This window comes from Streptomyces sp. NPDC097595 (assembly GCF_044761525.1).
Classification (GTDB): Bacteria; Actinomycetota; Actinomycetes; order Streptomycetales; family Streptomycetaceae; genus Streptomyces; species Streptomyces drozdowiczii_A.
Window position 1 is genome coordinate 75,468 of the sequence record NZ_JBIWCN010000012.1, and the last position, 24,685, is coordinate 100,152.

The window sequence follows — 24,685 nt, forward strand, 5'->3', positions numbered from 1 at the left end:
CTGACGATCAATTATGGTTGGGGCTGGATCAAGTTTTGATAAGGTCTGCAAGCCTTCTTGTGAGGGACCCGTGTGCATGTTGTGAACATGAAGGCACCTTCACGTTGAACGCGTCGGCGGGCCTGTTCGCTGTCGTTCTCGTGACTGAGGGGTTATGGCCAAACTGTCCCTGCGCGCTGTCCAGAAGCTGACATGCAAGAAGCGCGACGCTTGGTGGACGGTGGTCCTGGTCGACCCCGTCGCGACCCGGATGCTCATCGTCATGGCCCGGTTCCGCTTCATCACGCCCAACCGCGTGACCTGGGCCGCGCTGTTCGTGGGGCTCGGTTCGGCCGCGATGTTCCTCAGGGGCGACACACAGTCCCTCATCATCGGAGCCGCGCTCTACCACCTGAGCTTCATCTTCGACTGCATCGACGGCAAGCTGGCGCGCCTCAAGGGCAATGGCACCGTGTTCGGCGGCTGGCTGGACTATGTCTTCGACCGCATTCGCGTGCTCTTCTGCGCCTTGGCCCTGATGGGCGGTCAGTACCTGCGCACCGAGGACGAGCGTTTTCTGCTGGCGGCGCTGCTCGTCGTCTTCCTCGACATGCTCCGTTACGTGGACGCCCTCCAGATCTACAAGATGCGCATGTCGATGCGCTCCAAGATCGAGAAGGTCACCCGCGAGAAGCAGGAGGCCGAACTCGCCGCGGCCGAGGCCGTGCAGGGGACGGCGGAGGAGCCGGCCGCCCCGAAGATCCAGTTCATGGAAGACCTGCTGCGCGAGAACCCCGAGGCAGAGGCTCAGACCCTCAAGGAGCAGGCCACCGCCGGGAACGTCGTGGACCTCCACGCACAGTTCCGCCACCGCTTCCCCTGGTACCAGCGGTTCCGCCAGGCTCTGCTCCGCAGCCGGATCAGGCCGCACCTCATCAGCGGCATCGAGTTCCAGATGTTCATCTTCATCGTCGGCCCGCTCATCGGCCGGATCCTGGCGGTCACCCTGATATCCGCGGTGCTGCTCGGCATCTTCGAGCTGGTCATCATGTACAAGTTCTGGCTCTCCACCCGTGACTTCACCGCCGTCATGGAGGAGCTGAGCGTCACCCCCACCCAGGCCGGCACCATCGCACCCCATCTGCACCGCGGCCGGCACCGCCGGGGCGAGCAGGAAGCCCTCCTGGCCGACCAGCGGCTCATCGACCCGCAGCCCGACGAGGACCCGTTCTTCCAGCCGTACCCCGAGCCCTACACATCGCAGGAGACGGGCGGCTGGGAGGAGGGCCACACCCTCCGCCTCCAGGTGCCGGGCGGGTCACTCGGTGCACGCCCCTCCTCCCTGCCGCAGCAGCGCCGGTACCCGGGTGAGCGAGAGAGCGTCCGATGAAGAACGAACGGGACACGCCCGATGTCTGGGTGACGGTGGTCATACCGGCCTACAACGCCGCGACGACGATCGGCAAGGCCGTCCAGTCCGCCGTCAACCAGACGTACGAGCTGGTCGAGGTCGTGGTCGTGGACGACGCCTCGACGGACAACACCCTCGACGTCGTCAAGAACTTCGCCGGCCACAACCCGCGGGTGCGGGTCCTGCGCCGAGGCCAGAACAGCGGCGGAGTGGGCGCGCCGCGCAACATGGGCATCGCCCAGGCCGCCGGCCGCTACGTGATGTTCCTCGACGCCGACGACGAGCTGCCCCCGAGAGCCTGCGAGCTGTTGCTCGCCAGCGCTCTGGAGACCGGCAGCGACATCACCGCGGGCAAGGCCATCAGGGTCAACCGGGCCACCGGTGACAGCCAGGCATGGGCTCCCGAGGTCTTCGCCCTGGGGCGCACCGTCCCCAACCTGGTGGAATTCCCGCTGATGCTCACCGACCCCATCGCGGCGGCGAAGCTCTACCGGGTGGAATTCCTCCGGTCGCAGGGCGTCTTCTTCCCCGAAGGGGTCTTCTACGAGGACACCTACTTCTCCACCGTGGCCGGCTGCCTCGCCGACGGGATCACCATCATCACCGACCCCGTCTACCGGTGGATGTGGGAGTCCGAAGGGGCCTCGATCACCGGCCGCACCGGTGAGCTGCGCAGCATCACGGACCGCGTCGCGGTGCACCGTGCCACCGACGCGTTCCTCCTGGACCGCGGACTGTGGCAGCTCAAGGTGCGCAAGGACTCCAAGTTCCTCGCCCACGACCTCCGGCTGTACATGAGGGCGCTCGCCGAAGGCGGTCCGGACTTCCAGCAGGGCTTCGCGCAGATAGCGAGCAACTACCTCTTCTCCATCAGTGAGGAGGCGTTCGAGCTCTGCGATCCCGTGGACCGGGTCCGTGCCTTCTTCCTCATGTACCAGGAGATCGAGGCGGCCCTCACCACGCTGGACTACGCGCAGCGCAAGAGCATGCTGTCTTCCTTCCTGGTCGAGGAGGAGGGGCGCGTCTACTGGTCGGGCGACCACCTGCATCTGCCGGAGGCGCGGCGGATGCTCGACGTGACGGAGCTCGGGCTCTCGACCGCGAACCTCTCCCAGGTCCCGCTCTTCGCCCAGCTCGACCAGTGGTCCGTCACGGACGGGAGACTGAGCTTCGAAGGCAGCCTCGTCAACCGCTTCGGGCGCATCGGCTCCGGCGACGACCTCAAGCTCACGCTGGCCGTCCGCAACCGGCACACCAAGCGCGACCTCACCGCTCCCGTCCCGGGGACGGCCGTCGAAATCGGCGAGCGGCTCGTCGGCTTCCGGGGGACGGCGGAGCTGGAGTCCCTGCTGGGCAAGGACTTCTCCGACAGCACCGTCTGGAACGTCTCCGTCATCGTGGAGTGGAAGCGGTCCCGGTCCCGGTCCCCGCTCAACGTACGGGACACCGACCTCTCCGCGTTCACCTTCCGGGCCCACGGCCAGGACCTGGAGGGGTACCGCACGGTCAGCGGCAACCTCGCGCTGCGGTGCGCCGTCGACGGGGGCCGCACCTTCGACGCCGAGCAGAGCGACCCGACCGCCCCGTGGATGTGGTGGCGCGACAGCGTCTCCGCGCCGCTCCCGCACGCGCCGGACCTGTACGAGCTGGCCGTCGTGGTGCCCTGCTACAACGTCGAGAAGTACATCGACGACTGCCTCGGCTCCATCGCCGCCCAGCGCGGGTTCGCGAGCACCCAGGTGATCCTCGTGGACGACGGCGCCACCGACGACACGTCGAGGATGCTGGACCACTTCGCCTCGTTCTACGCCAACGTGGTCGTCGTCCACCAGAAGAACGGCGGCCTCGGCAACGCCCGCAACAACGGGCTCGACATGGTGACCGCCCCGTACGTCACCTTCCTGGACTCCGACGACATCCTCGGCGAGGACGCGCTGGCCGCGATGCTCCAGGCCGCCCGGCGCGACGGCTCGGACGTGGTGGTCGGCGACCTCGTCAACTTCCCGGACCGGCCCTACGGCCCCTGGAAGAAGTACTTCGGCGAGGGCGACCGCGTCGTCCAGGACTTCGCGGAGCTGCCCGACCTGATCTTCAGCGGTTCGGCCTGCAACAAGCTGTTCAGCACCCGCCTGCTGCGCGAGCTCGGCCTGCGCTTCGGGGAGGGCGTCCACTTCGAGGACGCGTGGCTGACGCTGCCCGCCATGCTGCGCGCCCGGGCCATCAGCGTGGTGGACCGGCCCGTCTACTACTACCGCGGACGCCCCGACGGCTCGTCCATCATGGACTCCCTGTGGAGTAAGCCGGCGAACTACTGGGACCACCTCAAGCTGAACCAGTTCCTGCTCGAAGTGTCGCGCGGTGAGTCACCGGAGATCCGCAGGATGTTCCACCGGTACGTCACGCGTACCTACAAGGGCTTCCTCTGCAACGCCCGCAACATGATGGGCCGGTCCCAGCTCGAAGAGATCTTCCCCGGACTGCGGGCGCACTACGCGGACATCCCGGACGAGGTGATCGACGAGTTCGTCACCAACCCCGCCCAGCAGCTCGACCACTACGCGGCGAAGACCGGCAACTTCGAGCTGTTCGTCTCGCCCGAGAGCGTGCTGGACAACGTGCCGCTGGCCGTCCACATGGACGGCAAGGGCTTCTTCCGCATGTTCGGCGGGCCAGCGAACCAGTCGAGCTCCGCCCGGGTCAAGGACCCCAACGTCGTCGTGGAGTCCGTGCGCTCGCGCGGCTCCGTCCTGGTGGTCGAGGGCTGCATGTCCTTCCCGGGCCTGAACATCGACTCGAAGTTCGTCAACCGCCTGGAATTCGTGCACCAGACGTCCGTCGAGAAGATCGTCGTCCCGCTGCGCCAGATCTACCGGCGCGACCTCAGCAACGCGAGGAACGGCAAGGACGTCTACGCCGGCTGGTACGCCGAGATCCCGCTGGAGAAGCTGGCCGAAGGGGGATTCAAGGCGGGCGACTTCCGGCTGCGCGTCCATTCCCCCGACGGCGCGCGTCACCGCAACGTCGTGATGAAGGCCCGGCTGCCCCTGCACCGCCTCAAGGGCATCGGCGAGATCGGCCGGCACTCGTACATGCTCACCATCGGTGACGGCGACTCCCTGCACTTCAGGCTGATCGGCCGCACCCCACTGGCCCGCGCGAAGCAGATCCTCTGGCGGACCGCGCGCGAGATCAGGATCATGAAGCGGCGCAACCCCGGGTGGCGGATGAGGCTGGCCTACTGGCTGACCTACCCCCTGCTGCACTCCCGCGAGATATGGGTGATCGGCGAGCGGTCCGACACCGCCCAGGACAACTCGTACCACTTCTTCAAGTGGATCAGGCAGAACCGCAAGCGGTGCAACGCCTACTACGTCATCGACGGCGATTCCCCGGACCTCGCCAAGGTGAGCCCGTACGGCAATGTGCTGAAGCTCGGCTCGTGGAAGCACCGGATGTACCTGCTCCACGCCACCAAGCTCATCGGGGCGTACGACTCCGAGTCCTATCTGGTACCGCAGGGATACCGGAAGGCCCTGTACCTGCACCGGTTCGGTGAGCTGATCCGATACCAGCGGATATTCCTCCAGCACGGCATCACGTACAACGACGTGACCAGCGGTGCGTCGCAGTGGATCACCAGCTACGACATGATCATCACGGGTGGACGCCAGGAACGGGAGTTCTTCGCCGAGGAGGCGGGCTACGGGGAGCGTGCCGTCCTCGCGGGGTTCACCCGCTTCGACGCCCTGGACAAGGAGCCGAGGCAGCGCCCTCGCATCCTGCTCATGCCCACCTGGCGCCAGTGGATCGTGACCGCCTCGTACAAGAAGGGCGCGGGCCCGGCGAAGACCTCGTTCACGCAGTCCGAGTACTTCCGGTTCTACCGCGCGCTCCTGTCCGACCCCCGGCTGGCGCAGGCGCTGGACCGGTTCGGCGTGGACCTGGAGTTCTTCCCGCACTACGAGATCCGCCCGTATCTGCATCACTTCCAGCTGGACTCGCCGTCCATCATCGTGGCCGATCCGCAGTCGCGTAACGTCCAGCAGGCCATGAAGGAATGCTCGCTGATGGTGACGGACTACTCCTCCGTCTTCTTCGACGTCGCCTACATGGACACGCCGATCGTCTACGTCCCCTTCGACGAGGAGGACTTCTACGGCCGGCATTACAAGCGCGGGTACTTCAACCTGTCGGCGGACGGCTTCGGTCCGGTGTGCCGCACGGTGGACGAGGCCGTGGAGGAGATCATCGCCTCGATCAGGAACCGGTTCGTCGTGCAGTCGCCGTACCGCGAACGGGCCGAACAGTTCTTCGCCCACCGGGACCACGGCAACTGCGAGCGGGTCTTCGAGGCGATCGACAGCCTGGGAACCGCCGGTGCGAGTGAGCTCGCCCCTCCGGGGCCGACCGTTCCGGAGCACGTGCGGCAGACGGAGAGGGTGTGGGCAAGTGCTGCATGAGAACGGCGCGGGCGCCGAGGCCGCCTGCCGTATCTTCATCGCCGGTGACTCGACATCGGTCGCGCGGGAGATGAGCCGGGCGCCGATGACGGGCTGGGGGCAGGTGCTCCCGCTCTTCTTCGACCGCCGGATCGAGGTGGTGAACTGCGCCCGCGCGGGTGCCAGTTCCCGTACGTTCAGCGAACGCGGCAGGCTCGACTGGATTCTCCAGAACATCCGGCCCGGCGACTACATGCTGATCTCGTTCGGCATCAACGACGCCAAGCCCGAAAAATGGCTGAGGACCGAGGCGTTCGGCGACTTCCGCACCTACCTCCGCCACTTCGTGGACGGCGCCCGCTCCCGCAACGCGCACCCCGTGCTGGTGAGCACGCACGAGCGGAACACCCACGACGCGCACGGAAATCTGCCGCGGGAGCACGTGGAGTACGCCATGGCGATGAGCGACGTCGCCGCGGAGACCAGCACGCCCTACATCGACCTGTACCACCAGAGCCTCTCCTGGTGGTCGGAGCTGGGCGACGAGGGCACCCGCTCCTTCTTCATCCACCTCGGGCCGGGGGAGCACCCCAACTACCCCGAGGGGTTCGATGATCCCGGGCACTTGGTCCCGGCCGGGGCCATCGCCTGCGCCAGGTTCGTCGCCTACTCACTGGTGGCGCAGCAGATCATCCCGGCGAACTGGACCGTCGACCTCGATCGGCAGGACTTCCCGCCCTCCGCGGTGACCTGGTTGGACGACGAGGCGCACGCGGCCCTGACCCATGCCCGGACCTCCGGCGCGGGAGCGGAACTGTGACGGACGTACGGCACATGTACCCGATAGCCCGGCTGCGGAGCGTCCAGCCCGGCCGATCGGAGATCGTCTGCACGGTGGAGCTGCACGGGGACAAGGACCCCGCGCTTCCCCTGCGGCCGGGCGAGACGGTCGAGTTCGAGTTCAAGGTCATCCCCGAGGGCCCGGGGTCGCGCTACTACGGCTATCTGATGGTGGAGTCCTTCAGCGAGGCCGCGGCGATCGAGCGGGCCGCCGGCATGAGCCTGCTCGCGGTGGGCGACCGTTATGCCACCTCGACGGTCTCGGGGGAGGTGCGCACGGCCCGGTTCGCGCTCACGGTGCACGAGAACGTGCCGCGCCACGCCTTCCTCGTCCCCCAGTTGCGCGCGGGCATCATCGCCGACGGCGGCAGCAGCCTCACGGCGAGCACGCGGTCGGTCAAGCAGCTCGGCTACCGGATCGCCCCCCTCCCGCCCCAGGGGCGGAAGCTCATGGTGCCGCCGGGATACCGAGGTGCGCTCAACGGGCTGACGGACGGGCTCGGCGAGGGGGTGCGGCTCGTCGGCGTCGGCCCCGCCCGGTTCGGAGAGACCTCCGTGACTCCGGACGGGTTGGTGACCTACAGCCCGGTCGCCGGCTTCGCCGGCTACGACTCATTTGACTACGTGCTCGCCGATCCGGCGGAACGGCTCACGCGCGCGCAGGTCACCGTCTACGTGGGCGACCTGACCATGACACCGGGCGTGATCGCGGGCTGAGGCCCGCGGCGCGCGTACCGGCGTGCTCCCCTCGCCGACCGGAACGAGGACCGCCGAGTGACTACCAGAGGGGCGGCCGGCATGAGCCGTACGGGCGCGTACGCCCTGGCCGCCTGCCTGCTGCTGTCCTCCTGCGCCCCGGGCGGCAGCGGGACCGGCGACGAGGGCGCGGCGCCGCACGCGGGCAGCCTCCGTCCATCGGTGCCGGCCGGGGCCGAACTGACCCGGTCCACCCGCAGGCTCGCCGACGGAAGCCCGGTCCGGGTCAGCGCGATCACCGTGTCCCCCGACGCGTCGCTGCGCGTGGAGGGGGTGCACGGCACCTCCCTCGCCCGCTCGGAGACCGTGCGCGCAATGGCCGGAACGGCGGGCGCCTGGGCGGCGGTGAACGGTTCCTTCTTCGACATCCGCAGCGGGCCCGCGTTCAGCGGCTACGAGGGGGACCCGCTCGGCGTCTACGTGTCGAGGGGCGGCCTGCTGAGCGAGGCGGCCGACGGACGGACCGCCCTGATCCTCGGCGGAGGGGCGGCCAGGCCCCGGATCGGCGAAGTCACCTCGTCCTCCTCCCTGACCGCCTCCGACGGCGCGCACCGGGAGCTGGACGGGATCAACCGGGCGCCCGGACGCATCGTGGGATGCGGGGGAGTGGGCGGCGACCGGCTCGCCCGAACCGGCGAACCCATGTCGGCCCCCGCGCACAACCAGCTGTGCGTGGACGAGGACGAGATCGTGGCCTTCACGGGCGAGTGGGGCGCCCCGACCCCGAAGGGCGGCGTCGACAGTGCGGAGGCGCTCCTGGACCGCGCCGGACGGGTGACGGCGCTGCGGGCGCCCGCCGGAGGACCCGTCCCCCGGGGCGCACGCGTCCTGAGCGGCACGGGCAAGGGCGCGGCCTGGCTCAGGTCGCACGCCCGGCCGGGGGCACACGTGAACCTGACGTCCGAGGTCCGCGACAGCCGGGGCGTCCAGCTGTCCGGTGCGGAGACCTCGGTGGTCGGGGCCGGCCCCGCACTCGTCCGCGACGGCCGCCGCTGGATCAACGGCGAGGCAAACGGCCTGACCCGGGCGGCGCTCGCCCAGCGGGAGCCCAGAACCGCGGCGGGCGTCACGGCGGACGGCACGCTGCTGCTGGTGACCTTCGACGGGCGGCAGCCAGGCGTCAGCGTCGGCGTTTCCATGCCGGAAGCGGCGGACATCATGATCGCACTGGGCGCGACGGACGCCGTCAACCTGGACGGGGGCGGATCGACCACCATGGTGGTCGACGGCGAGGTGTGGAACAGGCCGACCGACTCCCCGGGCGGCGCGCGGACCGAACGGGCGGTGGCCACCGCCCTGGCGGTGATCGCCGAATGAACCGCGGCCCGGCACACGTGTGCCGGGCCGCGATCAGCTCAGTGAGCCTGTTACGCCGGAACGCTGGCCACGCCCGCCGCCAGGAACTTCTTCCCGTTCACGCGCTCCGAGACGCCCTCGCGGTCCAGGTACGGCGTGATGCCGCCCAGGTGGAAGGGCCAGCCGGCGCCCGTGATCAGACAGAGGTCGATGTCCTGGGCCTCGGCCACGACGCCCTCGTCCAGCATCAGGCCGATCTCCTGGGCGACCGCGTCCAGGACGCGGTCGCGGACCTGCTCCTCGGTCAGGACGGTGTCGCCCTGCTTGAGGAGGGCGGCGACCTCGGGGTCGAGGACCGGCGCACCCGAGTCGTAGACGTAGAAGCCGCGCTTGCCGGCCTTGACGACCGCCGCCAGGTTCTCGGAGACGGTGAAGCGCTCCGGGAAGGCGCGGTTCAGGGTCTCGGAGACGTGCAGGCCGATCGCCGGGCCGACCAGCTCCAGGAGCACCAGCGGGGACATCGGCAGGCCGAGCGGCTCGATGGCCTTCTCCGCGGTCTCGACCGGGGTGCCCTCGTCGATGACGTTCTGGATCTCGCCCATGAAGCGGGTGAGGATGCGGTTGACGACGAACGCCGGGGCGTCCTTCACCAGCACCGCGGTCTTCTTCAGCTTGCGGGCCACACCGAAGGCGGTGGCCAGCGAGGCGTCGTCCGTCCGCTCGCCGCGCACGATCTCCAGGAGCGGGAGGATCGCGACCGGGTTGAAGAAGTGGAAGCCGACGACCCGCTCGGGGTTCTTCAGCTTCGACGCCATCTCGGTGACCGAGAGGGACGAGGTGTTGGTGGCGAGGATCGCGTGCGCCGGGGCGACCGCCTCGACCTCCGCGAACACCTGCTGCTTGACGCCGATCTCCTCGAAGACCGCCTCGATGATGAAGTCGGCGTCGGAGAAGCCCTCCGCCTTGTCCAGCACACCGGAGACCAGGGCCTTCAGGCGGTTGGCCTTGTCCTGGTTGACGCGGCCCTTGCCGAGCAGCTTCTCGATCTCGGCGTGGACGTAGCCCACACCCTTGTCGACGCGCTCCTGGTCGATGTCGGTCAGCACGACCGGCACCTCCAGGCGGCGCAGGAAGAGCAGGGCGAGCTGGCTGGCCATCAGGCCCGCGCCCACCACGCCGACCTTGGTGACCGGGCGCGCCAGGTTCTTGTCCGGGGCCCCGGCCGGGCGCTTGGCGCGCTTCTGGACCAGGTTGAAGGAGTAGATCCCGGACCGCAGCTCGCCGCCCATGATCAGGTCCGCCAGGGCCTGGTCCTCGCGGTCGAAGCCGGCGGACAGGTCGCCGTCCTTGGCCGCGGCGACGATCTCCAGCGCGCGGTACGCGGCCGGGGCCGCACCGTGCACCTTGGAGTCGGCGATGGCCCGGCCGCGCGCGACGGCCTGGTCCCAGGCGTCCCCGCGGTCGATCTCGGGGCGCTCGACGGCGACCGTGCCGTTGAGCACGTCGGCGGTCCAGACGAGGGACCGCTCCAGGAAGTCCGCGCCCTCGAAGAGCGCGTCCGCGATGCCGAGCTCGAAGACCTGCTTGCCCTTGAGCTGGCGGTTCTGGTTCAGCGAGTTCTCGATGATCACCGAGACCGCGCGGTCGGCGCCGATCAGGTTCGGCAGCAGCACGCAGCCGCCCCAGCCGGGGACCAGACCGAGGAAGACCTCGGGCAGCGAGAACGCCGGCAGCGCCTTGGAGACGGTGCGGTACGTGCAGTGCAGCCCGACCTCGACACCGCCGCCCATCGCCGCGCCGTTGTAGTACGCGAACGTGGGTACCGCCAGACCCGAGAGCCGGCGGAAGACGTCGTGGCCGCCCTTGCCGATGGCCAGCGCGTCCTTGTGCTCCTTGAGCAGCTCGACGCCCTTGAGGTCGGCGCCGACCGCGAAGATGAACGGCTTGCCGGTGATGCCGACGCCGGTGATCGCGCCGTCGGCGGCCTCCTTCTCGACCTGGTCGATCGCGGCGTCGAGGTTCGCCAGCGACTGCGGTCCGAAGGTGGTCGGCTTGGTGTGGTCCAGGCCGTTGTCCAGCGTGATGAGGGCGAAGCGCCCCGCACCGGCCGGCAGGTCCAGGTGGCGTACGTGCGCCTGGGTGACGACCTCGTCCGGGAACAGCTCGGCCGCACCCTTCAGAAGCTCGGTGGTGGTGCTCACTTGTCGCCTCCGGCGTTCTCGAAGTGCGGGTTCTCCCAGACGACCGTGGCGCCCATGCCGAAGCCGACGCACATGGTCGTGAGGCCGTAGCGGACCTCGGGGTGCTCCTCGAACTGGCGGGCCAGCTGGGTCATCAGCCGGACGCCCGAGGAGGCCAGCGGGTGACCGTAGGCGATCGCGCCGCCGTACTGGTTGACGCGGGCGTCGTCGTCGGCGATGCCGTAGTGCTCCAGGAAGGCCAGCACCTGTACGGCGAACGCCTCGTTGATCTCGAAGAGACCGATGTCCGAGATGGACAGCTCGGCCTGCGCGAGGGCCTTCTCGGTGGCCGGGATCGGCCCGTAGCCCATGACCTCCGGCTCGACGCCCGCGAAGGCGTACGAGACGAGGCGCATCTTGACCGGGAGGCCCAGCTCGCGGGCGACGTCCTCGGCGGCGAGCAGCGAGGCGGTGGCGCCGTCGTTGAGACCCGCGGCGTTACCGGCCGTGACGCGGCCGTGGGGGCGGAACGGGGTCTTCAGGCCGGCCAGGGACTCCATGGTGGTGCCCGGGCGCATCGGCTCGTCGGCGGTGACCAGGCCCCAGCCGGTCTCACCGGCCTCCGCGTTCGTGCGGCGCACCGAGACGGGCACCAGGTCCTGCTGGATCTTGCCGTTGGCGTACGCCTTGGCGGCCTTCTCCTGCGACCGCACCGCGTAGGCGTCGGCGCGCTCCTTGGTGATCGTGGGGTACCGGTCGTGCAGGTTCTCCGCGGTCATGCCCATGAAGAGGGCGGACTCGTCGACCAGCTTCTCCGACACGAACCGCGGGTTCGGGTCGACGCCCTCGCCCATCGGGTGGCGGCCCATGTGCTCGACACCGCCGGCGACGACGACGTCGTACGCGCCGAAGGCGATGGAGCCTGCCGTCGAGGTGACGGCGGTCAGGGCGCCCGCACACATGCGGTCGATGGAGTAGCCCGGGACGGACTGCGGCAGACCCGCAAGGATGCCGGCGGTGCGGCCGAGGGTCAGACCCTGGTCGCCGATCTGCGTGGTCGCGGCGATGGCGACCTCGTCGATCTTCTTGGGGTCCAGGTCCGGGTTGCGGCGCAGCAGCTCCCGGATGGCCTTCACGACGAGATCGTCGGCGCGGGTCTCGTGGTAGATGCCCTTCGGGCCCGCCTTGCCGAACGGGGTGCGGACGCCGTCTACGAAGACGACGTCCCGGATGGTGCGAGGCACGATGGCTCTCCTCCAGGGTGCGGGATGGCACTGCTGCGGGGCGCGCCCGGAGGCACGCCGCTCCGGTCATGCTACTTGCGGGTAACCAGACTGCCCACCCCCTGGTGCCGGAGCGGCGAAGGTCACACGCGGAAACTGCCCGGAGAGCGCCCCTCCGCACACGGCGAATGGCCCGGACGGACTCGTTTTCGAGTCCGTCCGGGCCATTCGCGAGCCGAGCGGGGCGGCGCGGAACCTGGCGTGATTACGCCCCTGTCCTATGCCGTACGAGGGCCATGCGCCGTCACGAGGGCTGCGTCAGCGCCCGGTACAGCAGCGGGGCCACCTGCTCGATCTGCCAGTGCCGCGCGCCGTACCCGGCGAGCGCCGACTCCACCGTCTCCGGCGTCGGGTTCTTCGGCGGCTCCCAGCAGACCCGCCGCACCGTGTCCGGAGTGATCAGGTTCTCCTGCGGCAGGTGCAGCCGCTCCGCCAGCGCGGACACCGCGGCGCGGGCCGCCGAGAGCCGGGCGGCGGCGGCCGGGTCCTTGTCGGCCCAGGCGCGCGGCGGCGGAGGTCCCGCGAGGGCCTGGCCGGGCTGCGGCAGCTCCGTGTCGGGCAGCGCCTTGGCCCGGTCCACGGCGGCCTGCCACTGCTCCAGCTGGCGCCGGCCCATGCGCGGACCGAAGCCGGTGAGGGCGGTCAGCGCCTGCGTGTTGGCCGGAAGCGAGAGCGCGGCCTCGATGATCGCCGCGTCCCCGAGCACCTTGCCGGGCGAGACGTCGCGCCGCCGGGCGATCTGGTCCCGGGCGGTCCACAGCTCCCGGACGACCGCCATCTGGCGGCGGCGGCGGACCTTGTGCATCCCGGAGGTGCGGCGCCACGGGTCCTGGCGCGGGGGAGCGGGGGGCGCCGAGGCGATGGCGGAGAACTCCTCCTGGGCCCATTCCAGCTTGCCCTGCCGGTCGAGCTCGTCCTCCAGCGCGTTGCGCAGGTCGATGAGGAGCTCGACGTCGAGCGCGGCGTAACGCAGCCAGGGCTCGGGCAGCGGGCGGGTGGACCAGTCGACGGCGGAGTGGCCCTTCTCCAGCGAGTAGCCGAGGACGTTCTCGACCATGGCGCCGAGGCCGACGCGCGGGAAGCCGGCCAGCCGTCCGGCGAGCTCGGTGTCGAAGAGCCCGGTCGGCGTCATCCCTATCTCGCGCAGACAGGGCAGGTCCTGCGTCGCCGCGTGCAGGATCCACTCGGTGCCGCGCAGGGCCTCGCCGAGCCCGGACAGGTCGGGGCAGCCGACGGGGTCGACGAGCGCGCTGCCCGCCCCGTCACGGCGCAGCTGGACCAGGTAGGCGCGCTGGCCGTAGCGGTAGCCGGACGCCCGCTCGGCGTCCACGGCCACCGGGCCCGAGCCCGCGGCGAATGCGGCGATCACCCCGGCCAGGGCGTCGTCGGACGCCACCACCGGCGGAATGCCCTCGCGCGGTTCGAGCAAGGGGATCGGCGCCGGGGCGACGTCGTCCGGGGGAGCGCCCCCGGTGGTTCGCAGTGATGTGTCTGCTGCGGTCTCTTGGGCGTCGGTCACGTGTCAAGGGTATCTGTGTGTGCGCGGCGCCTGCCGACGGAACGTTCCGTCGGCAGGCGCCGATGCACGTAATCCAGCCGGTTCCGTACGCCGTGCACCGGCCGGGGCGGGGAATCAGTGGATGATGCCCGTCCGCAGGGCCACCGCGACCATTCCGGCGCGGTCGCCGGTGCCCAGCTTGCGGGCGATGCGGGCGAGGTGGCTCTTCACGGTCAGGGCGGAAAGGCCCATGGAGACACCGATGGCCTTGTTGGACTGGCCCTCGGCGACGAGCCGCAGGACCTCCACCTCGCGGCCGGACAGTTCGCGGTAGCCGCCCGGGTGGCTCGGGGTGCCGGGGGGCCGGCGGTGCATACGGGCGGCGGTGGCGCCGATGGGGGCGACGCCGGGACGGGCCGGGTGGCCGATGTTGGTACGGGTGCCGGTGACGACGTAGCCCTTGACGCCGCCCGCGAGGGCGTTGCGCACGGCACCGATGTCGTCGGCGGCGGACAGGGCGAGACCGTTGGGCCAGCCGGCGGCTCGGGTTTCGGACAGCAGGGTCAGCCCGGAACCGTCGGGCAGGTGGACGTCGGCTACGCAGATGTCGCGCGGGTTGCCGACGCGGGGACGGGCCTCCGCGATGGACGACGCCTCGATGACGTCACGAACTCCGAGGGCCCACAGATGACGGGTCACGGTGGAACGGACGCGCGGGTCGGCCACGACGACCATGGCCGTCGGCTTGTTCGGGCGGTAGGCGACCAGGCTTGCGGGCTGCTCGAGGAGAACGGACACCAGGCCTCCTGGGGAGTGGCGGGACGGGCCGGCTCGGGGATGAAGCCGGGGCGAACCGTGCTTGAAGGGTCATTGACTCCTTCGGCAGCAGACCCCTGCTCCTTTAGGGGAAGATCACGATTTGTTGAGTAACAATTCGGGCAAATGGGGTTCTCGATCGATTCCTGAGAGCGTTTTCCGCTGGCCGAAAGTGATCGCATGACGCGGTGTCACGGAAAATCGCACGACCCGGCGGCACGAAAAACGGGGCGGCCCGGAGGCCGCCCCGCTCGTCCCGCTCACGGCAGGGACTACGGCCCCTGCGGCCCCCGGCGCTGTGGGAGCGTGACCACCGCCGCGTCGAGAGGGCCCGACGGCGGCAGGCCCGCGATCTGGCAGAGCAGGTCGCCCCAGGCGACCAGGTGCGCCGCCGCGTCCGGTGCCCCGCCCAGCCCCTCGCGCGGGGTCCAGGAGGCCCGGATCTCGATCTGCGTAGCGGGGCGCCGGGTCTCCAGCGCGCCGAAGTAGTGCGAGCCCGCCATCGTGACCGTCCCGCCCGCCTCCCCGTAGAACAGGCCGCGGGCCTCCAGCGCGCCGGTCAGCCAGGACCAGCAGACCTCGGGGAGCAGCGGGTCGGCGGCCATCTCCGGCTCCAGCTCGGCGCGGACCAGGGTGACGAGCCGGAAGGCGCCCTGCCACGCCTCGTGGCCGGCCGGGTCGTGGAGCAGGACGAGCCGCCCGTCGGCGAGGTCGTCCTCGCCGTCGACGACCGCCGCCTCCAGCGCGTACGCGTGCGGGGCGAGCCGCTTCGGCGGCCGGGTCGGCTCCACCTCCAGCTCGGGACGCAGCCGCGCCGCGCGCAGCGCGTCCACCGCCGAACGGAACGCGGGCGGGACGGCACCACCCTCCGCGCCCTCCGTGCCGTCAGCGCCATCGGATTGACCGGAGATGTGTCCCTGAGCCGCAGCCATGCGGGGAAGAGTAGGCGGAACGGGAGCTCTGCGCGCGGAAGGACACCCGTGCGGGGCCGGGCTCGTTGCCCACGCGTGCGAAGATTCTGTGCGTGAGTGCCAACGACCGCCCCTCCGGGCCGCAGACGAAGACTTCCGCCACCTATGACTCGGCGTTCCTCAAGGCGTGCCGGCGCGAGCCGGTCCCGCACACGCCGATCTGGTTCATGCGCCAGGCGGGACGGTCGCTGCCCGAGTACCTGAAGGTGCGCGAAGGCATCCCGATGCTTGAGTCCTGCACGATGCCGGAGCTCGTCGCCGAGATCACGATGCAGCCCGTACGCCGGCACAAGGTCGACGCCGCCGTCTACTACAGCGACATCGTCGTCCCGCTCAAGGCGATCGGCATCGACCTCGACATCAAGCCCGGCGTCGGCCCCGTGATCGCCGAGCCGATCCGCACCCGCGCCGACCTCGCCCGGCTGCGCGACCTGACCCCGGAGGACGTCCCGTACGTCACCGAGGCCGTCCGGCTGCTCACCGCCGAGCTGGGGGAGACCCCGCTGATCGGCTTCGCGGGTGCGCCGTTCACCCTCGCGAGCTACCTCGTGGAGGGCGGGCCCTCCCGCAACCACGAGCACACCAAGGCCATGATGTACGGCGACCCGGAGCTCTGGGCCGACCTGCTCGACCGGCTCGCCGAGATCACCGGCGCCTTCCTCAAGGTCCAGATCGAGGCGGGCGCCTCGGCCGTCCAGCTCTTCGACTCCTGGGTCGGCGCCCTGGCCCCCGCCGACTACCGGCGCTTCGTGCTGCCCGCCTCCGCGAAGGTCTTCGAGGCCGTCGCCGCGTACGACGTGCCCCGCATCCACTTCGGCGTCGGCACCGGCGAACTGCTCGGCCTGATGGGCGAGGCCGGGGCGGACGTCGTCGGCGTCGACTGGCGGGTGTCGCTGGACGAGGCCGCGCGCCGCGTCGGCCCCGGCAAGGCGCTCCAGGGCAACCTCGACCCGGCGGTGCTGTTCGCGCCGACCTCCGCGGTGGAGGCCAAGACCCGGGAGGTGCTGGACGCGGCCGCCGGTCTGGAGGGCCACATCTTCAACCTGGGCCACGGCGTCATGCCGAACATGGACCCGGACGCGCTCTCCCGCCTCGTCGAGTACGTCCACACCAGCACCGCCCGCTGAACCCCGCGCGAAGGCGGGCGCCGCTCAGTCGGTGCCCGCCTTCCGCAGCACCGACACGGTCTTGCGGGCCGCCACCAGGACCGGGTCCCAGACCGGCGAGAACGGTGGGGCGTACCCCAGGTCCAGGGCGGTCATCTGCTCGACCGTCATCCGGGCGGTGAGCGCCACCGCCGCCACGTCCACCCGCTTCCCGGCGCCCTCGCGGCCCACGATCTGCACGCCGAGCAGCCGGCCCGTGCGGTACTCCGCGAGCATCTTCACCGTCATGTTCCCCGCGCCCGGGTAGTAGCCCGCCCGGCTGGTCGACTCGATCGTCGCCGTGACGTACCGCAGGCCCACCGCCCGGGCGTCCTTCTCGCGCAGCCCGGTCCGGGCGATCTCCAGGTCGCACACCTTGCTCACCGCCGTACCCACCACACCGGGGAACGTGCCGTAGCCGCCGCCCACGTTGGAGCCAATGACCTGGCCGTGCTTGTTGGCGTGCGTGCCGAGCGCGATGTGCCGGGTGTGGCCCGCCACCAGGTCCTGGACCTCCACGCAGTCGCCGCCCGCCCAGATGTTCTCGTGGCCCTGGACCCGCATCGCCAGGTCGGTGAGCAGTCCGCCGTGCGGCCCGAGCGGCAGCCCGGCCTCCCGGGCGAGGGCCGTCTCCGGCGCGACGCCGATGCCGAGCACCACGATGTCCGCCGGGTAGGACGCGTCGTCCGTGACGACCTCGGTGACCCGGCCGTCGTCGCCGGTCCGGATCGCGGTGACCGCCGCCCCGTTCACCGTGGTGATCCCGAGCCCGTCCATCGCGTCGTGGACCAGGCGCCCCATGTCCGGGTCGAGCGTGGCCATCGGCTGCTCGCCCCGGTTGAGGACGGTCACCTCGAAGCCGCGCTTCAGCATCGCCTCGGCCATCTCGACGCCGATGTACCCCGCGCCGACGACGACCGCGCGCCGGCCCTCCGTCCGGTCCAGGCTGTCCAGCAGCGCCTGCCCGTCGTCCAGGGTCTGCACCCCGTGCACCCCGGGCGCGTCCATGCCGGGCAGGTCCGGACGCACCGGGCGGGCCCCGGTGGCGATGACGAGCTTGTCGAACCCGGTCCAGTACGTCTCGCCGGACTCCCGGTCCAGGGCGCGCACCCGCCGCCCCGCCACATCGATCTCCGTCACCTCGGTACGGGTACGCAGATCGATGTCGCGGGCTCGGTGCTCCTCGGGCGTACGGGCGATGAGGTCGTCCCGGTCGGTGACGTCGCCGCTGACCCAGTACGGGATGCCGCACGCGGAGTACGAGGTGAAGTGGCCCCGCTCGAAGGCGGTGATGCTCAGCTCGTCCGGGCCCTTGAGCCGCCGCGCCTGGGACGCGGCGGACATGCCCGCCGCGTCCCCGCCGATGACCACCAGTCGTTCCGCCGCCATGCCGGGTCCCTCCGCAGATTCTCCGAAAGCACCCACGCTACGGCGCGGGCCGCGTCGGTGGCGTACTCACTCGCCCTTCGCGCCCCGGCGGCGGTGCAGCAGCCGCCACAGCACGGCCAGGAGGGCCGCCACGCCGAGGAACGGGGCCGCGGCGCCGATCGCCATCGCCAGCCAGCGCAGCATCGTCATGAAGGCGTGCCAGCCCCCGGCGACGGCGTCCGGGAAGCCCGGGTCGTCGTCGGCCGCCCCGTCCGCCGTCTCCGGCTCCACCAGGTCGAGCGTGATGGTCGCCAGCGTCGTACGGTCCTTCAGCGACGCCTGCTGCGCGAGCAGCGACTCCAGCTCCGCCTGACGACTGCTCAGTTCACCCTCCAGCGTGACCACATCGGCCAGTTTGTCGGCCCGGTCCATCAGCTCGCGGACCCGCGCCACGCTCGCCCGCTGGGTGGCGATCCGGCTGTCGGTGTCCACGACCTGGTCGGTGACGTCCTTGGCCGCCGAGGTACGGGAGACCAGCTTTCCCGCGCCCGACAGTTCCCGCAGCACCTCGTCGTACGAGTCCTGCGGTACGCGCAGCACGAGGTTCGAGGATTCCCGCGTCGAGTCGATCCGCTCCGTGGTCTCCTTCTCGACCAGCCCGCCCGCGTCCTGCGCCGCCGCACGGGCGTGCGCCGCGGCCTTCGACGTGTCCTTCACCTCGACGGAGAGGGTGGCGGTGCGGATGACGTGGGCCGCGGACGGCTTCGCGTTCTTACGCGGCTGCTCCGGCCGCTCCGCGTCGGCCGCCGGCGCACCGGCCTTGCCGCTCTTCTGCTGTTGCGTCCCGGCGACGCCCCGGTCGGCGCTCGCACTCGAATGGTCGCCGGACGCGCCGCAGCCGCTTAGCGCCAGCACGGCGGCCAGCAGCACGGCGGCCGGCGCGGCGCGCATGCCTCTGCCGGTGCTTACGAAAGGTGCTCCTCGCATAACTGTCCCCCCAGGACGGGTGATTGATGACGGCGGTGGGACGTACCGGGGCGCGCTGAAGGACCCGCGAATCCGGTTTCGAACCGGTCACGGTCGGGACTCGGAACCGGTTTGAGAGAGTGGAGCCATGCAGCCATCCACACACCGCGCGGACCGGGCCCCCCGCCATGTCGTCGTCATCGGCGGCGGCATCGCCGGACTCGCGGCCGCCCACCGGCTCGTCGGCGCCGGGCTGAGGGTCACCGTCCTGGAGGCGACCGACCGGCTCGGCGGCAAGCTCATGACCGGCGAGGTCGCCGGTGTCCGGGTCGACCTCGGCGCCGAGTCCATGCTCGCCCGCCGCCCGGAGGCCGTCGCCCTGGCCCGCGCCGTGGGCCTCGGCGACCGCCTCCAGCCGCCCGCCACGGCCACCGCCGCGCTGTGGACGCGCGACGCGCTGCGCCCGATGCCCAAGGGCCATGTGATGGGCGTCCCGGGCGACCCGTCCGTCCTGGGCGAGGTGCTGTCGGCCGAGGGGCTGGCCCGGATCGCCGAGGACCGCGAACTGCCCCCGGTGGCGGTCGGCGAGGACGTCGCGGTCGGCGCGTACGTGGCGGACCGGCTGGGCCGGGAGGTCGTGGACCGGCTGGTGGAGCCGCTGCTCGGCGGGGTGTACGCGGGCGACGCCTACCGGATCTCGATGCGCGCCGCCGTACCGCAGCTCTTCGAGGCCGCCCGGGAAGGCGGCTCCCTGCTCGACGGGGTCACCCGGCTCCAGGAACGGGCCGCCGCCCGGCAGCAGACCGGGCCCGTCTTCCAGGGCATCGAGGGCGGCATCGGCACCCTCCCGGGGGCCGTCGCCGACGCCGTGCGCGCCGGGGGCGGCGAGATCCTCACCGAGACCCCCGTGCTGGGCCTGACCCGTAACGCCGACGGCTGGGACATCCGCACGGACACCGGGGTCGTCTCCGCGGACGGCATCGTCCTCGCCGTGCCCGCCTGGTCCGCCGCCACGCTCCTCGCCGCCGAGTCGCCGGGGGCCTCGGCCGAGCTGGCGGGCGTCGAGTACGCGTCGATGGCGCTGGTCACCATGGCGTTCCGGCGCTCCGACGTGAGCGGTACGGCCTTCGACGGGCGCTCCGGCTTCCTCGTACCGCCGGTCGACGGGCACACCATCAAGGCCGCCACCTTCTCCACGCACAAGTGGCAGTGGGTCGCCGACGCGGCCCCGGACCTCTTCGTACTGCGGACCTCGGTCGGCCGGTACGGCGAGGAGGAGCACCTGCACCGCGAGGACGTCGAGCTGGTCGGGGTGTCCCTGCGCGACCTGGCCGCCGCGACCGGGCTCACCGCCCGGCCCGTGGCGACCGAGGTCACCCGGTGGATCGGCGGACTGCCGCAGTACCCGGTGGGCCACCTCACCCGGGTCGCCCGCATCCGCGACGCGGTCGCGAAGCTGCCCGCGCTGCGGGTGTGCGGCGCGGTGTACGACGGGGTCGGCATCCCGGCCTGCGTGGCGAGCGCCCACCGGGCGGCGAACGAGATCGCCGGGGATCTCGGCGGGGGTCCCACCGGGGAGATCATCGCCACTCCGACCCTGGTTCAGGGCACTCGGAGCGAGGCGGGACAATAGCCGTATGAGTGCACCCGAGACTGCGACATCAAGCAAGGCTCCGAACGCCGGCAAGAAGGCCAAGGACCTCAACGACGTCATCCGCTACACGCTGTGGTCCGTCTTCAAGCTGCGCGACGTCCTGCCCGCCGACACGGACCGCGCTGCCGTGTCCGGTGAGGTCCAGGAGCTGTTCGACCAGCTCGCCGCGAAGGACATCACCATCCGCGGCACGTACGACGTCTCGGGCCTCCGGGCCGACGCCGACCTCATGATCTGGTGGCACGCGGAGACCGCGGACGAGCTCCAGGAGGCGTACAACCTCTTCCGCCGCACCCGGCTCGGCCGCCACCTGGAGCCGGTCTGGTCGAACATGGCGCTGCACCGCCCCGCCGAGTTCAACAAGTCGCACATCCCGGCGTTCCTCGCCGACGAGACGCCGCGCAACTACGTCAGCGTGTACCCCTTCGTGCGCTCGTACGACTGGTACCTGCTGCCCGACGAGGACCGCCGCCGCATGCTCGCCGACCACGGCAAGATGGCCCGCGGCTACCCCGACGTGCGCGCCAACACCGTCGCCTCGTTCTCGCTCGGCGACTACGAGTGGATGCTGGCCTTCGAGGCGGACGAGCTGTACCGCATCGTGGACCTGATGCGTCACCTCAGGGCCTCCGAGGCGCGGATGCACGTCCGCGAGGAGGTCCCCTTCTACACCGGCCGGCGCAAGTCGGTCGCGGACCTGGTGGCCGGGCTCGCGTAGCGAACGGGCTTTCGACCACCCCAACCCGGAAGATCAGACGGCGGGCCCACGGCACCTCGTGCCGTCCGCTGGTCCAGCGACACCGGGTTCGGCTCAGCGGTGCGGCGCGCTTCCTGCGCGCCGCACCGTTTGTCATTACCGGCCCAGCCGCATGCGTACGCCCGCCCGGCCGGTCAGCGCCGCCCGCAGCGCCGGGTCGTCCACCGCGTCCACCCCGCACACCGCGACCGTCACCAGCGTGTCGCCCGTCGCACCGTCCCCCGGCACCGCGCACGCCGCCAGCAGCCGCTGCCCGTCCGGGGAGGCCCAGGAACCGTAGGGGTGCGCCTCGACGCGGGCTATGGCCAGGCACCCCAGGGTCAGCGCGAGCGGCAGCGCGAACCACACCGGCATCGGGGCCGTGCCCCCACCGCCGGGCGCGAGCAGGGCGGCGGCGCCCAGCGCGGCCACCAGCAGCGCCGCCCCGCGCACCGTCCGCACCGCCGAGGCGACGTCCGCCCCGCGCGGGAGCGCCAGACCGGCCGCGACGAGCCGGTCGGCCACCGCGCGTACGGCGTCGGCCGCGGCGGCCGACGCGCGCACCGGTGCTATCGGCGACTGGCCCTCCGGCCCTATGGCGCGGATCACCGTACGTTCCACCTCGTCGCGGCCCTCGGGGTCCACGACCGTCGCCCAGCCGGTGTGGGCCAGCAGCAGCCGGCGCCGCAGATGCATGGAGACCAGCGCCAGGTCGGCGACCCGGCCGGGCCCGCCCGCCAGGAACGCCGCCTCGTACAGCGTGAGTTGCCGCCCGGGCCCGCCGCTCGCGCCCTCCGGCCGCCGGGCCGCGCGGGCAGCCGCGAGGCAGAGCCGGGCGCAGGAAAGACCTGCCGCACCCCATGCGACCAGCAGAAACAGAAACGGCACCATGCCGGTGTTCTATGTCAGCGCCGCCCGTGGCGCCATAGCTCGTCCAGTAAGTGGACGGCCGTCTCAGGAACTGCTGCCGCAGCTCGACCCGCCCCCGCAGCTGGAACCGCCGCCGCAGCTGCTGCCGCCCCCGCAACTCGACCCGCCTCCGCCGCAACTGCTGCCGCCGCCGCAGCTCGACCCGCCCCCGCAACCCGACCCGCCGCCTCCGCCGCAGCTGCTGCCCGAGGAGCCACCGCAGCCACCGCCCGGGCTCGCCCCCGCGCACCACACCGCCGGTGCGACCGTCAGCGCCGCGGCGCCGAACGGGGTGTACGAGGAGGCGGTGGGCCGGGTCCGCGCCGCCGCGATCAGGTGCGTCCGCAGCTCCGGGTCCGCGACGCCGCGCAGCCCCCGGGTCGCCACCAGGAACCCCGGGTCGGTGCGGTGGGCGTGCGCGGCCCCGAACTCCGCCGCCGCCCTGCGTCCCGCCCGGGTGATCCGCGACCGGGCCACCCCCGCGCAGACCAGGCCGGACACGAAGCCGATGACGACGGCCGGGATCATCGCCACCGCGAACGGGTAGCTCCAGCCCGCGCCGTCGTCGCCCTCCATGAACCGGGCGAGGGCCAGGCCGATGGTGACCGGGCCGGACGCGAGGCACAGAAACGTCTGCAACAGGCCCCAGACGCGCCACACGACACTGGCACGGGGCGCTGCCAGCAGCCCGCGCGCCGCGAGACCGTCCCCGGTCTCCTGCACCGCCGGGTGCCGCATCACCGCCACCCGCAGCGCAGCCAGCGACCCGCTCGGCGCGGCCGCCAGCCCGTGCAGAACCGCCCGCTCCACCGGGTCGTACGCGACCGGCCGGAGCACGGCGACGATGCCGGGACCGCCGATGGCCACCCGGCCGTCCGCGTGCATGGCGGCCAGGGCGGTGTCGACCACCCGGCCGGGCCCGCCGTTCAGGAACGCCACCTCGGACAGGTCGTGCGCCGGACCGCCCACCCCTCGGCGGGAGCGGGCCAGGCCGACGATCAGCACGGTGAACGAGGCGATCACCGCGAGCGTGAGGAACACCAGCATCCCGTCCACGCCCGTCACCGCCCCACCAGTACGGCGCGGGCGGCCCGGGCCAGGCGGGTCGCGCGGCCGGGCGGCCGGGGCGCGGCCCGGTCCCGCCACCACTGGGTGAGCCGCCGCCGGACCGCGTCGTCCGCCGGGCGGCCCGCGACGAGCAGGTGCTCGGCGAAGTCCAGGGCGTCGCGCCGGTACCCCGCCGTCATGGGCCGCGCCCCGGCGTACGCGAGGAACGCGGCCCGGTAGCCGTCCCCCAGGATCTCCGGCAGCTCGGGCGCCACCTTGGCCACGACGTCCGCGCGCTTGGCGGCCAGGGCGCGGCTCTGCACCCGGAGCCGGCCCGGGGCGAACCCCTCCGGCGCGGGCGTGCCGGCGACCAGCGCGGACAGCAGGGCGGTCTGGGCGACGGCGACACCGTCCCGTACGGACTCGGCGACGGGCGAGGTGGGCGCGACTTCCTGGGCGGCCCAGGCGGCAGGGCCCGCCGATGCGCCCCCGCCCTTCTCCAGCACCCCCCGGATCGCGTCCAGCTCGCCCGCCAGCTCACCGGCCGGCGGGAACGCCTCGTCCCGCTCCAGCAGCACCCCCGGCGGGTCCACCCGGGAGCGCAGTTCCGCCAGCACGTCGAGCACCGGGGCGGTCACCGGGTGGGCGTGCGTGTCGTGCCACACGCCGTCCTTCTCGACGCCGCCCGCCACATGCACGTACGCGATGGCCTCCACCGGCAGCTCGTCCAGCGCCGTCGCCGGGTCCTCGCCCCGGTTCACGTGGTTGGTGTGCAGATTGGCCACGTCGATCAGCAGCCGCACCCCGGTCCGCTCGACCAGCTCCGCCAGGAACCGCCCCTCGGTCAGCTCCTCGTCCGGCCAGGAGATCAGCGCCGCGATGTTCTCCAGCGCCAGCGGCACCGGCAGCGCGTCCTGTGCGATGCGCACGTTCTCGCACAGCACGTCCAGCGCCGCCCGGGTGCGCGGCACCGGCAGCAGATGACCCGCCTCCAGGACCGGGGACCCGGTGCGCGCCCCGCCCGCCCGCACGAAGGCGATGTGCTCGGTCACCAGCGGCGCGCCGAGCAGCGTGGCCCGGGCGGCGAGGTCCGCGAGCTTGCCGGGGTCGGGGCGGTCGGCACCGCCGAGGCCCAGCGAGACGCCGTGCGGCACCACGGTGACCCCGCGCTCCCGCAGCCGTACCAGGGAGTCCGGCAGGTGATCGGCGCAGAGGTTCTCCGCGACCGCCTCCACCCAGTCGATCCCCTCCAGCGCCTCCACCTCGCCGGCGATCTCCGGCCGCCAGCCGATCCCGATACCCAGCCTCATACCGTCCCCCATGTCGCTTCCCCCTCGTTCCGTGCAGGGGTGATGGCCCCGGAGCGCGGCCCTGAATCCGCAAGGGGAGAC

At 71.8% G+C, this 24,685-nt stretch carries 18 protein-coding genes; 8 read left to right on the top strand and 10 right to left on the bottom strand.

Translation table 11 applies throughout. The annotated features are described in order from the left end of the window. Positions 1–154 precede the first annotated feature (154 nt). From ACIQZN_RS19850 to ACIQZN_RS19870, 5 genes are all read left to right on the top strand, one after another. The gene (locus ACIQZN_RS19850) at positions 155–1,369 is read left to right on the top strand and encodes a CDP-alcohol phosphatidyltransferase family protein (RefSeq protein ID WP_403995263.1); all 1,215 of its coding nucleotides are present in this window, start codon (positions 155–157) and stop codon (positions 1,367–1,369) included. Continuing rightward, the gene (locus ACIQZN_RS19855; protein WP_403995266.1) at positions 1,366–5,850 is read left to right on the top strand and encodes a glycosyltransferase; all 4,485 of its coding nucleotides are present in this window, start codon (positions 1,366–1,368) and stop codon (positions 5,848–5,850) included. The genes ACIQZN_RS19850 and ACIQZN_RS19855 overlap by 4 nt, the downstream gene beginning before the upstream one ends. Continuing rightward, positions 5,840–6,649: a rhamnogalacturonan acetylesterase gene (locus ACIQZN_RS19860; protein WP_403995269.1), complete on the top strand. Its 810-nt coding sequence runs from the start codon at positions 5,840–5,842 to the stop codon at positions 6,647–6,649. Before ACIQZN_RS19855 ends, ACIQZN_RS19860 begins: the two co-directional genes overlap by 11 nt. After that, entirely contained in the window at positions 6,646–7,386 is a 741-nt protein-coding gene (locus ACIQZN_RS19865; protein WP_403995272.1) for an Ig-like domain-containing protein, read from the top strand. Before ACIQZN_RS19860 ends, ACIQZN_RS19865 begins: the two co-directional genes overlap by 4 nt. A gap of 81 nt (positions 7,387–7,467) precedes the next feature. Next, positions 7,468–8,742, top strand: a complete 1,275-nt coding sequence (locus ACIQZN_RS19870) for a phosphodiester glycosidase family protein (RefSeq protein ID WP_403995275.1) — start codon at positions 7,468–7,470, stop codon at positions 8,740–8,742. A gap of 50 nt (positions 8,743–8,792) precedes the next feature. Here ACIQZN_RS19870 and ACIQZN_RS19875 read toward each other — a convergent pair whose 3' ends face one another. The 5 genes from ACIQZN_RS19875 to ACIQZN_RS19895 form a co-directional block, all read right to left on the bottom strand. Beyond that, positions 8,793–10,922 (bottom strand): 3-hydroxyacyl-CoA dehydrogenase NAD-binding domain-containing protein, encoded by a 2,130-nt coding sequence (locus ACIQZN_RS19875; RefSeq protein WP_403995278.1) that lies wholly within the window; start codon positions 10,920–10,922, stop codon positions 8,793–8,795. Continuing rightward, positions 10,919–12,145: a thiolase family protein gene (locus ACIQZN_RS19880; protein WP_403995281.1), complete on the bottom strand. Its 1,227-nt coding sequence runs from the start codon at positions 12,143–12,145 to the stop codon at positions 10,919–10,921. Before ACIQZN_RS19880 ends, ACIQZN_RS19875 begins: the two co-directional genes overlap by 4 nt. A gap of 283 nt (positions 12,146–12,428) precedes the next feature. Then, the gene (locus tag ACIQZN_RS19885; RefSeq protein WP_403995284.1) at positions 12,429–13,703 is read right to left on the bottom strand and encodes an HRDC domain-containing protein; all 1,275 of its coding nucleotides are present in this window, start codon (positions 13,701–13,703) and stop codon (positions 12,429–12,431) included. 114 nt (positions 13,704–13,817) lie between these two features. Continuing rightward, positions 13,818–14,480, bottom strand: a complete 663-nt coding sequence (locus ACIQZN_RS19890) for a response regulator transcription factor (protein ID WP_018100712.1) — start codon at positions 14,478–14,480, stop codon at positions 13,818–13,820. A 290-nt stretch (positions 14,481–14,770) separates the two neighbouring features. Next, positions 14,771–15,430 (bottom strand): DUF3000 domain-containing protein, encoded by a 660-nt coding sequence (locus tag ACIQZN_RS19895; RefSeq protein ID WP_403995287.1) that lies wholly within the window; start codon positions 15,428–15,430, stop codon positions 14,771–14,773. 92 nt (positions 15,431–15,522) lie between these two features. Between ACIQZN_RS19895 and hemE the strand changes: the two genes are divergently transcribed. Continuing rightward, complete coding sequence (gene hemE / locus ACIQZN_RS19900; protein WP_403995290.1) at positions 15,523–16,596, top strand: uroporphyrinogen decarboxylase; 1,074 nt, start codon at positions 15,523–15,525, stop codon at positions 16,594–16,596. Between the two features lie 24 nt (positions 16,597–16,620). On the opposite strand, the gene ACIQZN_RS19905 is transcribed toward hemE, so the two are convergent. Together ACIQZN_RS19905 and ACIQZN_RS19910 are read right to left on the bottom strand one after the other, a co-directional pair. After that, positions 16,621–18,003 (bottom strand): FAD-dependent oxidoreductase, encoded by a 1,383-nt coding sequence (locus ACIQZN_RS19905; RefSeq protein ID WP_403995293.1) that lies wholly within the window; start codon positions 18,001–18,003, stop codon positions 16,621–16,623. A 66-nt stretch (positions 18,004–18,069) separates the two neighbouring features. Further along, positions 18,070–18,933 (bottom strand): DUF4349 domain-containing protein, encoded by an 864-nt coding sequence (locus tag ACIQZN_RS19910; RefSeq protein WP_403995295.1) that lies wholly within the window; start codon positions 18,931–18,933, stop codon positions 18,070–18,072. A 163-nt stretch (positions 18,934–19,096) separates the two neighbouring features. Between ACIQZN_RS19910 and hemG the strand changes: the two genes are divergently transcribed. Next, on the top strand, positions 19,097–20,581 hold the full coding sequence (gene hemG / locus ACIQZN_RS19915; protein WP_403995298.1) for a protoporphyrinogen oxidase: 1,485 nt from the start codon (positions 19,097–19,099) through the stop codon (positions 20,579–20,581). Positions 20,582–20,585: 4 nt separating this feature from the next. Beyond that, positions 20,586–21,320 carry a hydrogen peroxide-dependent heme synthase gene (hemQ, locus tag ACIQZN_RS19920; protein WP_403995301.1) on the top strand — a complete coding sequence of 245 codons (735 nt, stop codon included), beginning with the start codon at positions 20,586–20,588 and terminating at the stop codon, positions 21,318–21,320. A gap of 135 nt (positions 21,321–21,455) precedes the next feature. Here hemQ and ACIQZN_RS19925 read toward each other — a convergent pair whose 3' ends face one another. The 3 genes from ACIQZN_RS19925 to ACIQZN_RS19935 all read right to left on the bottom strand — a co-directional run bounded on the left by ACIQZN_RS19925 (position 21,456) and on the right by ACIQZN_RS19935 (position 24,604). Continuing rightward, complete coding sequence (locus ACIQZN_RS19925; protein ID WP_403995304.1) at positions 21,456–22,229, bottom strand: TIGR04222 domain-containing membrane protein; 774 nt, start codon at positions 22,227–22,229, stop codon at positions 21,456–21,458. A 63-nt stretch (positions 22,230–22,292) separates the two neighbouring features. Further along, positions 22,293–23,393 (bottom strand): TIGR04222 domain-containing membrane protein, encoded by a 1,101-nt coding sequence (locus ACIQZN_RS19930; protein WP_403995644.1) that lies wholly within the window; start codon positions 23,391–23,393, stop codon positions 22,293–22,295. Beyond that, a complete protein-coding gene (locus ACIQZN_RS19935) occupies positions 23,309–24,604 on the bottom strand; it encodes a DUF692 domain-containing protein (protein WP_403995307.1) in 1,296 nt (431 codons plus the stop codon). The genes ACIQZN_RS19930 and ACIQZN_RS19935 overlap by 85 nt, the downstream gene beginning before the upstream one ends. Between the last annotated feature and the right edge of the window lie 81 nt (positions 24,605–24,685).

Excerpts from the sequence above, each read along its gene's own strand:
- ACIQZN_RS19870 (WP_403995275.1), top strand. The coding sequence starts at position 7,468 with ATGAGCCGTACGGGCGCGTACGCCCTGGCCGCCTGCCTGCTGCTGTCC.
- ACIQZN_RS19855 (WP_403995266.1), top strand. The coding sequence starts at position 1,366 with ATGAAGAACGAACGGGACACGCCCGATGTCTGGGTGACGGTGGTCATA.
- ACIQZN_RS19910 (WP_403995295.1), bottom strand. The coding sequence starts at position 18,933 with ATGCGCGCCGCGCCGGCCGCCGTGCTGCTGGCCGCCGTGCTGGCGCTA.
- ACIQZN_RS19935 (WP_403995307.1), bottom strand. The coding sequence starts at position 24,604 with ATGAGGCTGGGTATCGGGATCGGCTGGCGGCCGGAGATCGCCGGCGAG.
- ACIQZN_RS19925 (WP_403995304.1), bottom strand. The coding sequence starts at position 22,229 with ATGGTGCCGTTTCTGTTTCTGCTGGTCGCATGGGGTGCGGCAGGTCTT.
- ACIQZN_RS19850 (WP_403995263.1), top strand. The coding sequence starts at position 155 with ATGGCCAAACTGTCCCTGCGCGCTGTCCAGAAGCTGACATGCAAGAAG.
- hemQ (WP_403995301.1), top strand. The coding sequence starts at position 20,586 with ATGAGTGCACCCGAGACTGCGACATCAAGCAAGGCTCCGAACGCCGGC.
- ACIQZN_RS19895 (WP_403995287.1), bottom strand. The coding sequence starts at position 15,430 with ATGGCTGCGGCTCAGGGACACATCTCCGGTCAATCCGATGGCGCTGAC.
- hemG (WP_403995298.1), top strand. The coding sequence starts at position 19,097 with ATGCAGCCATCCACACACCGCGCGGACCGGGCCCCCCGCCATGTCGTC.
- ACIQZN_RS19905 (WP_403995293.1), bottom strand. The coding sequence starts at position 18,003 with ATGGCGGCGGAACGACTGGTGGTCATCGGCGGGGACGCGGCGGGCATG.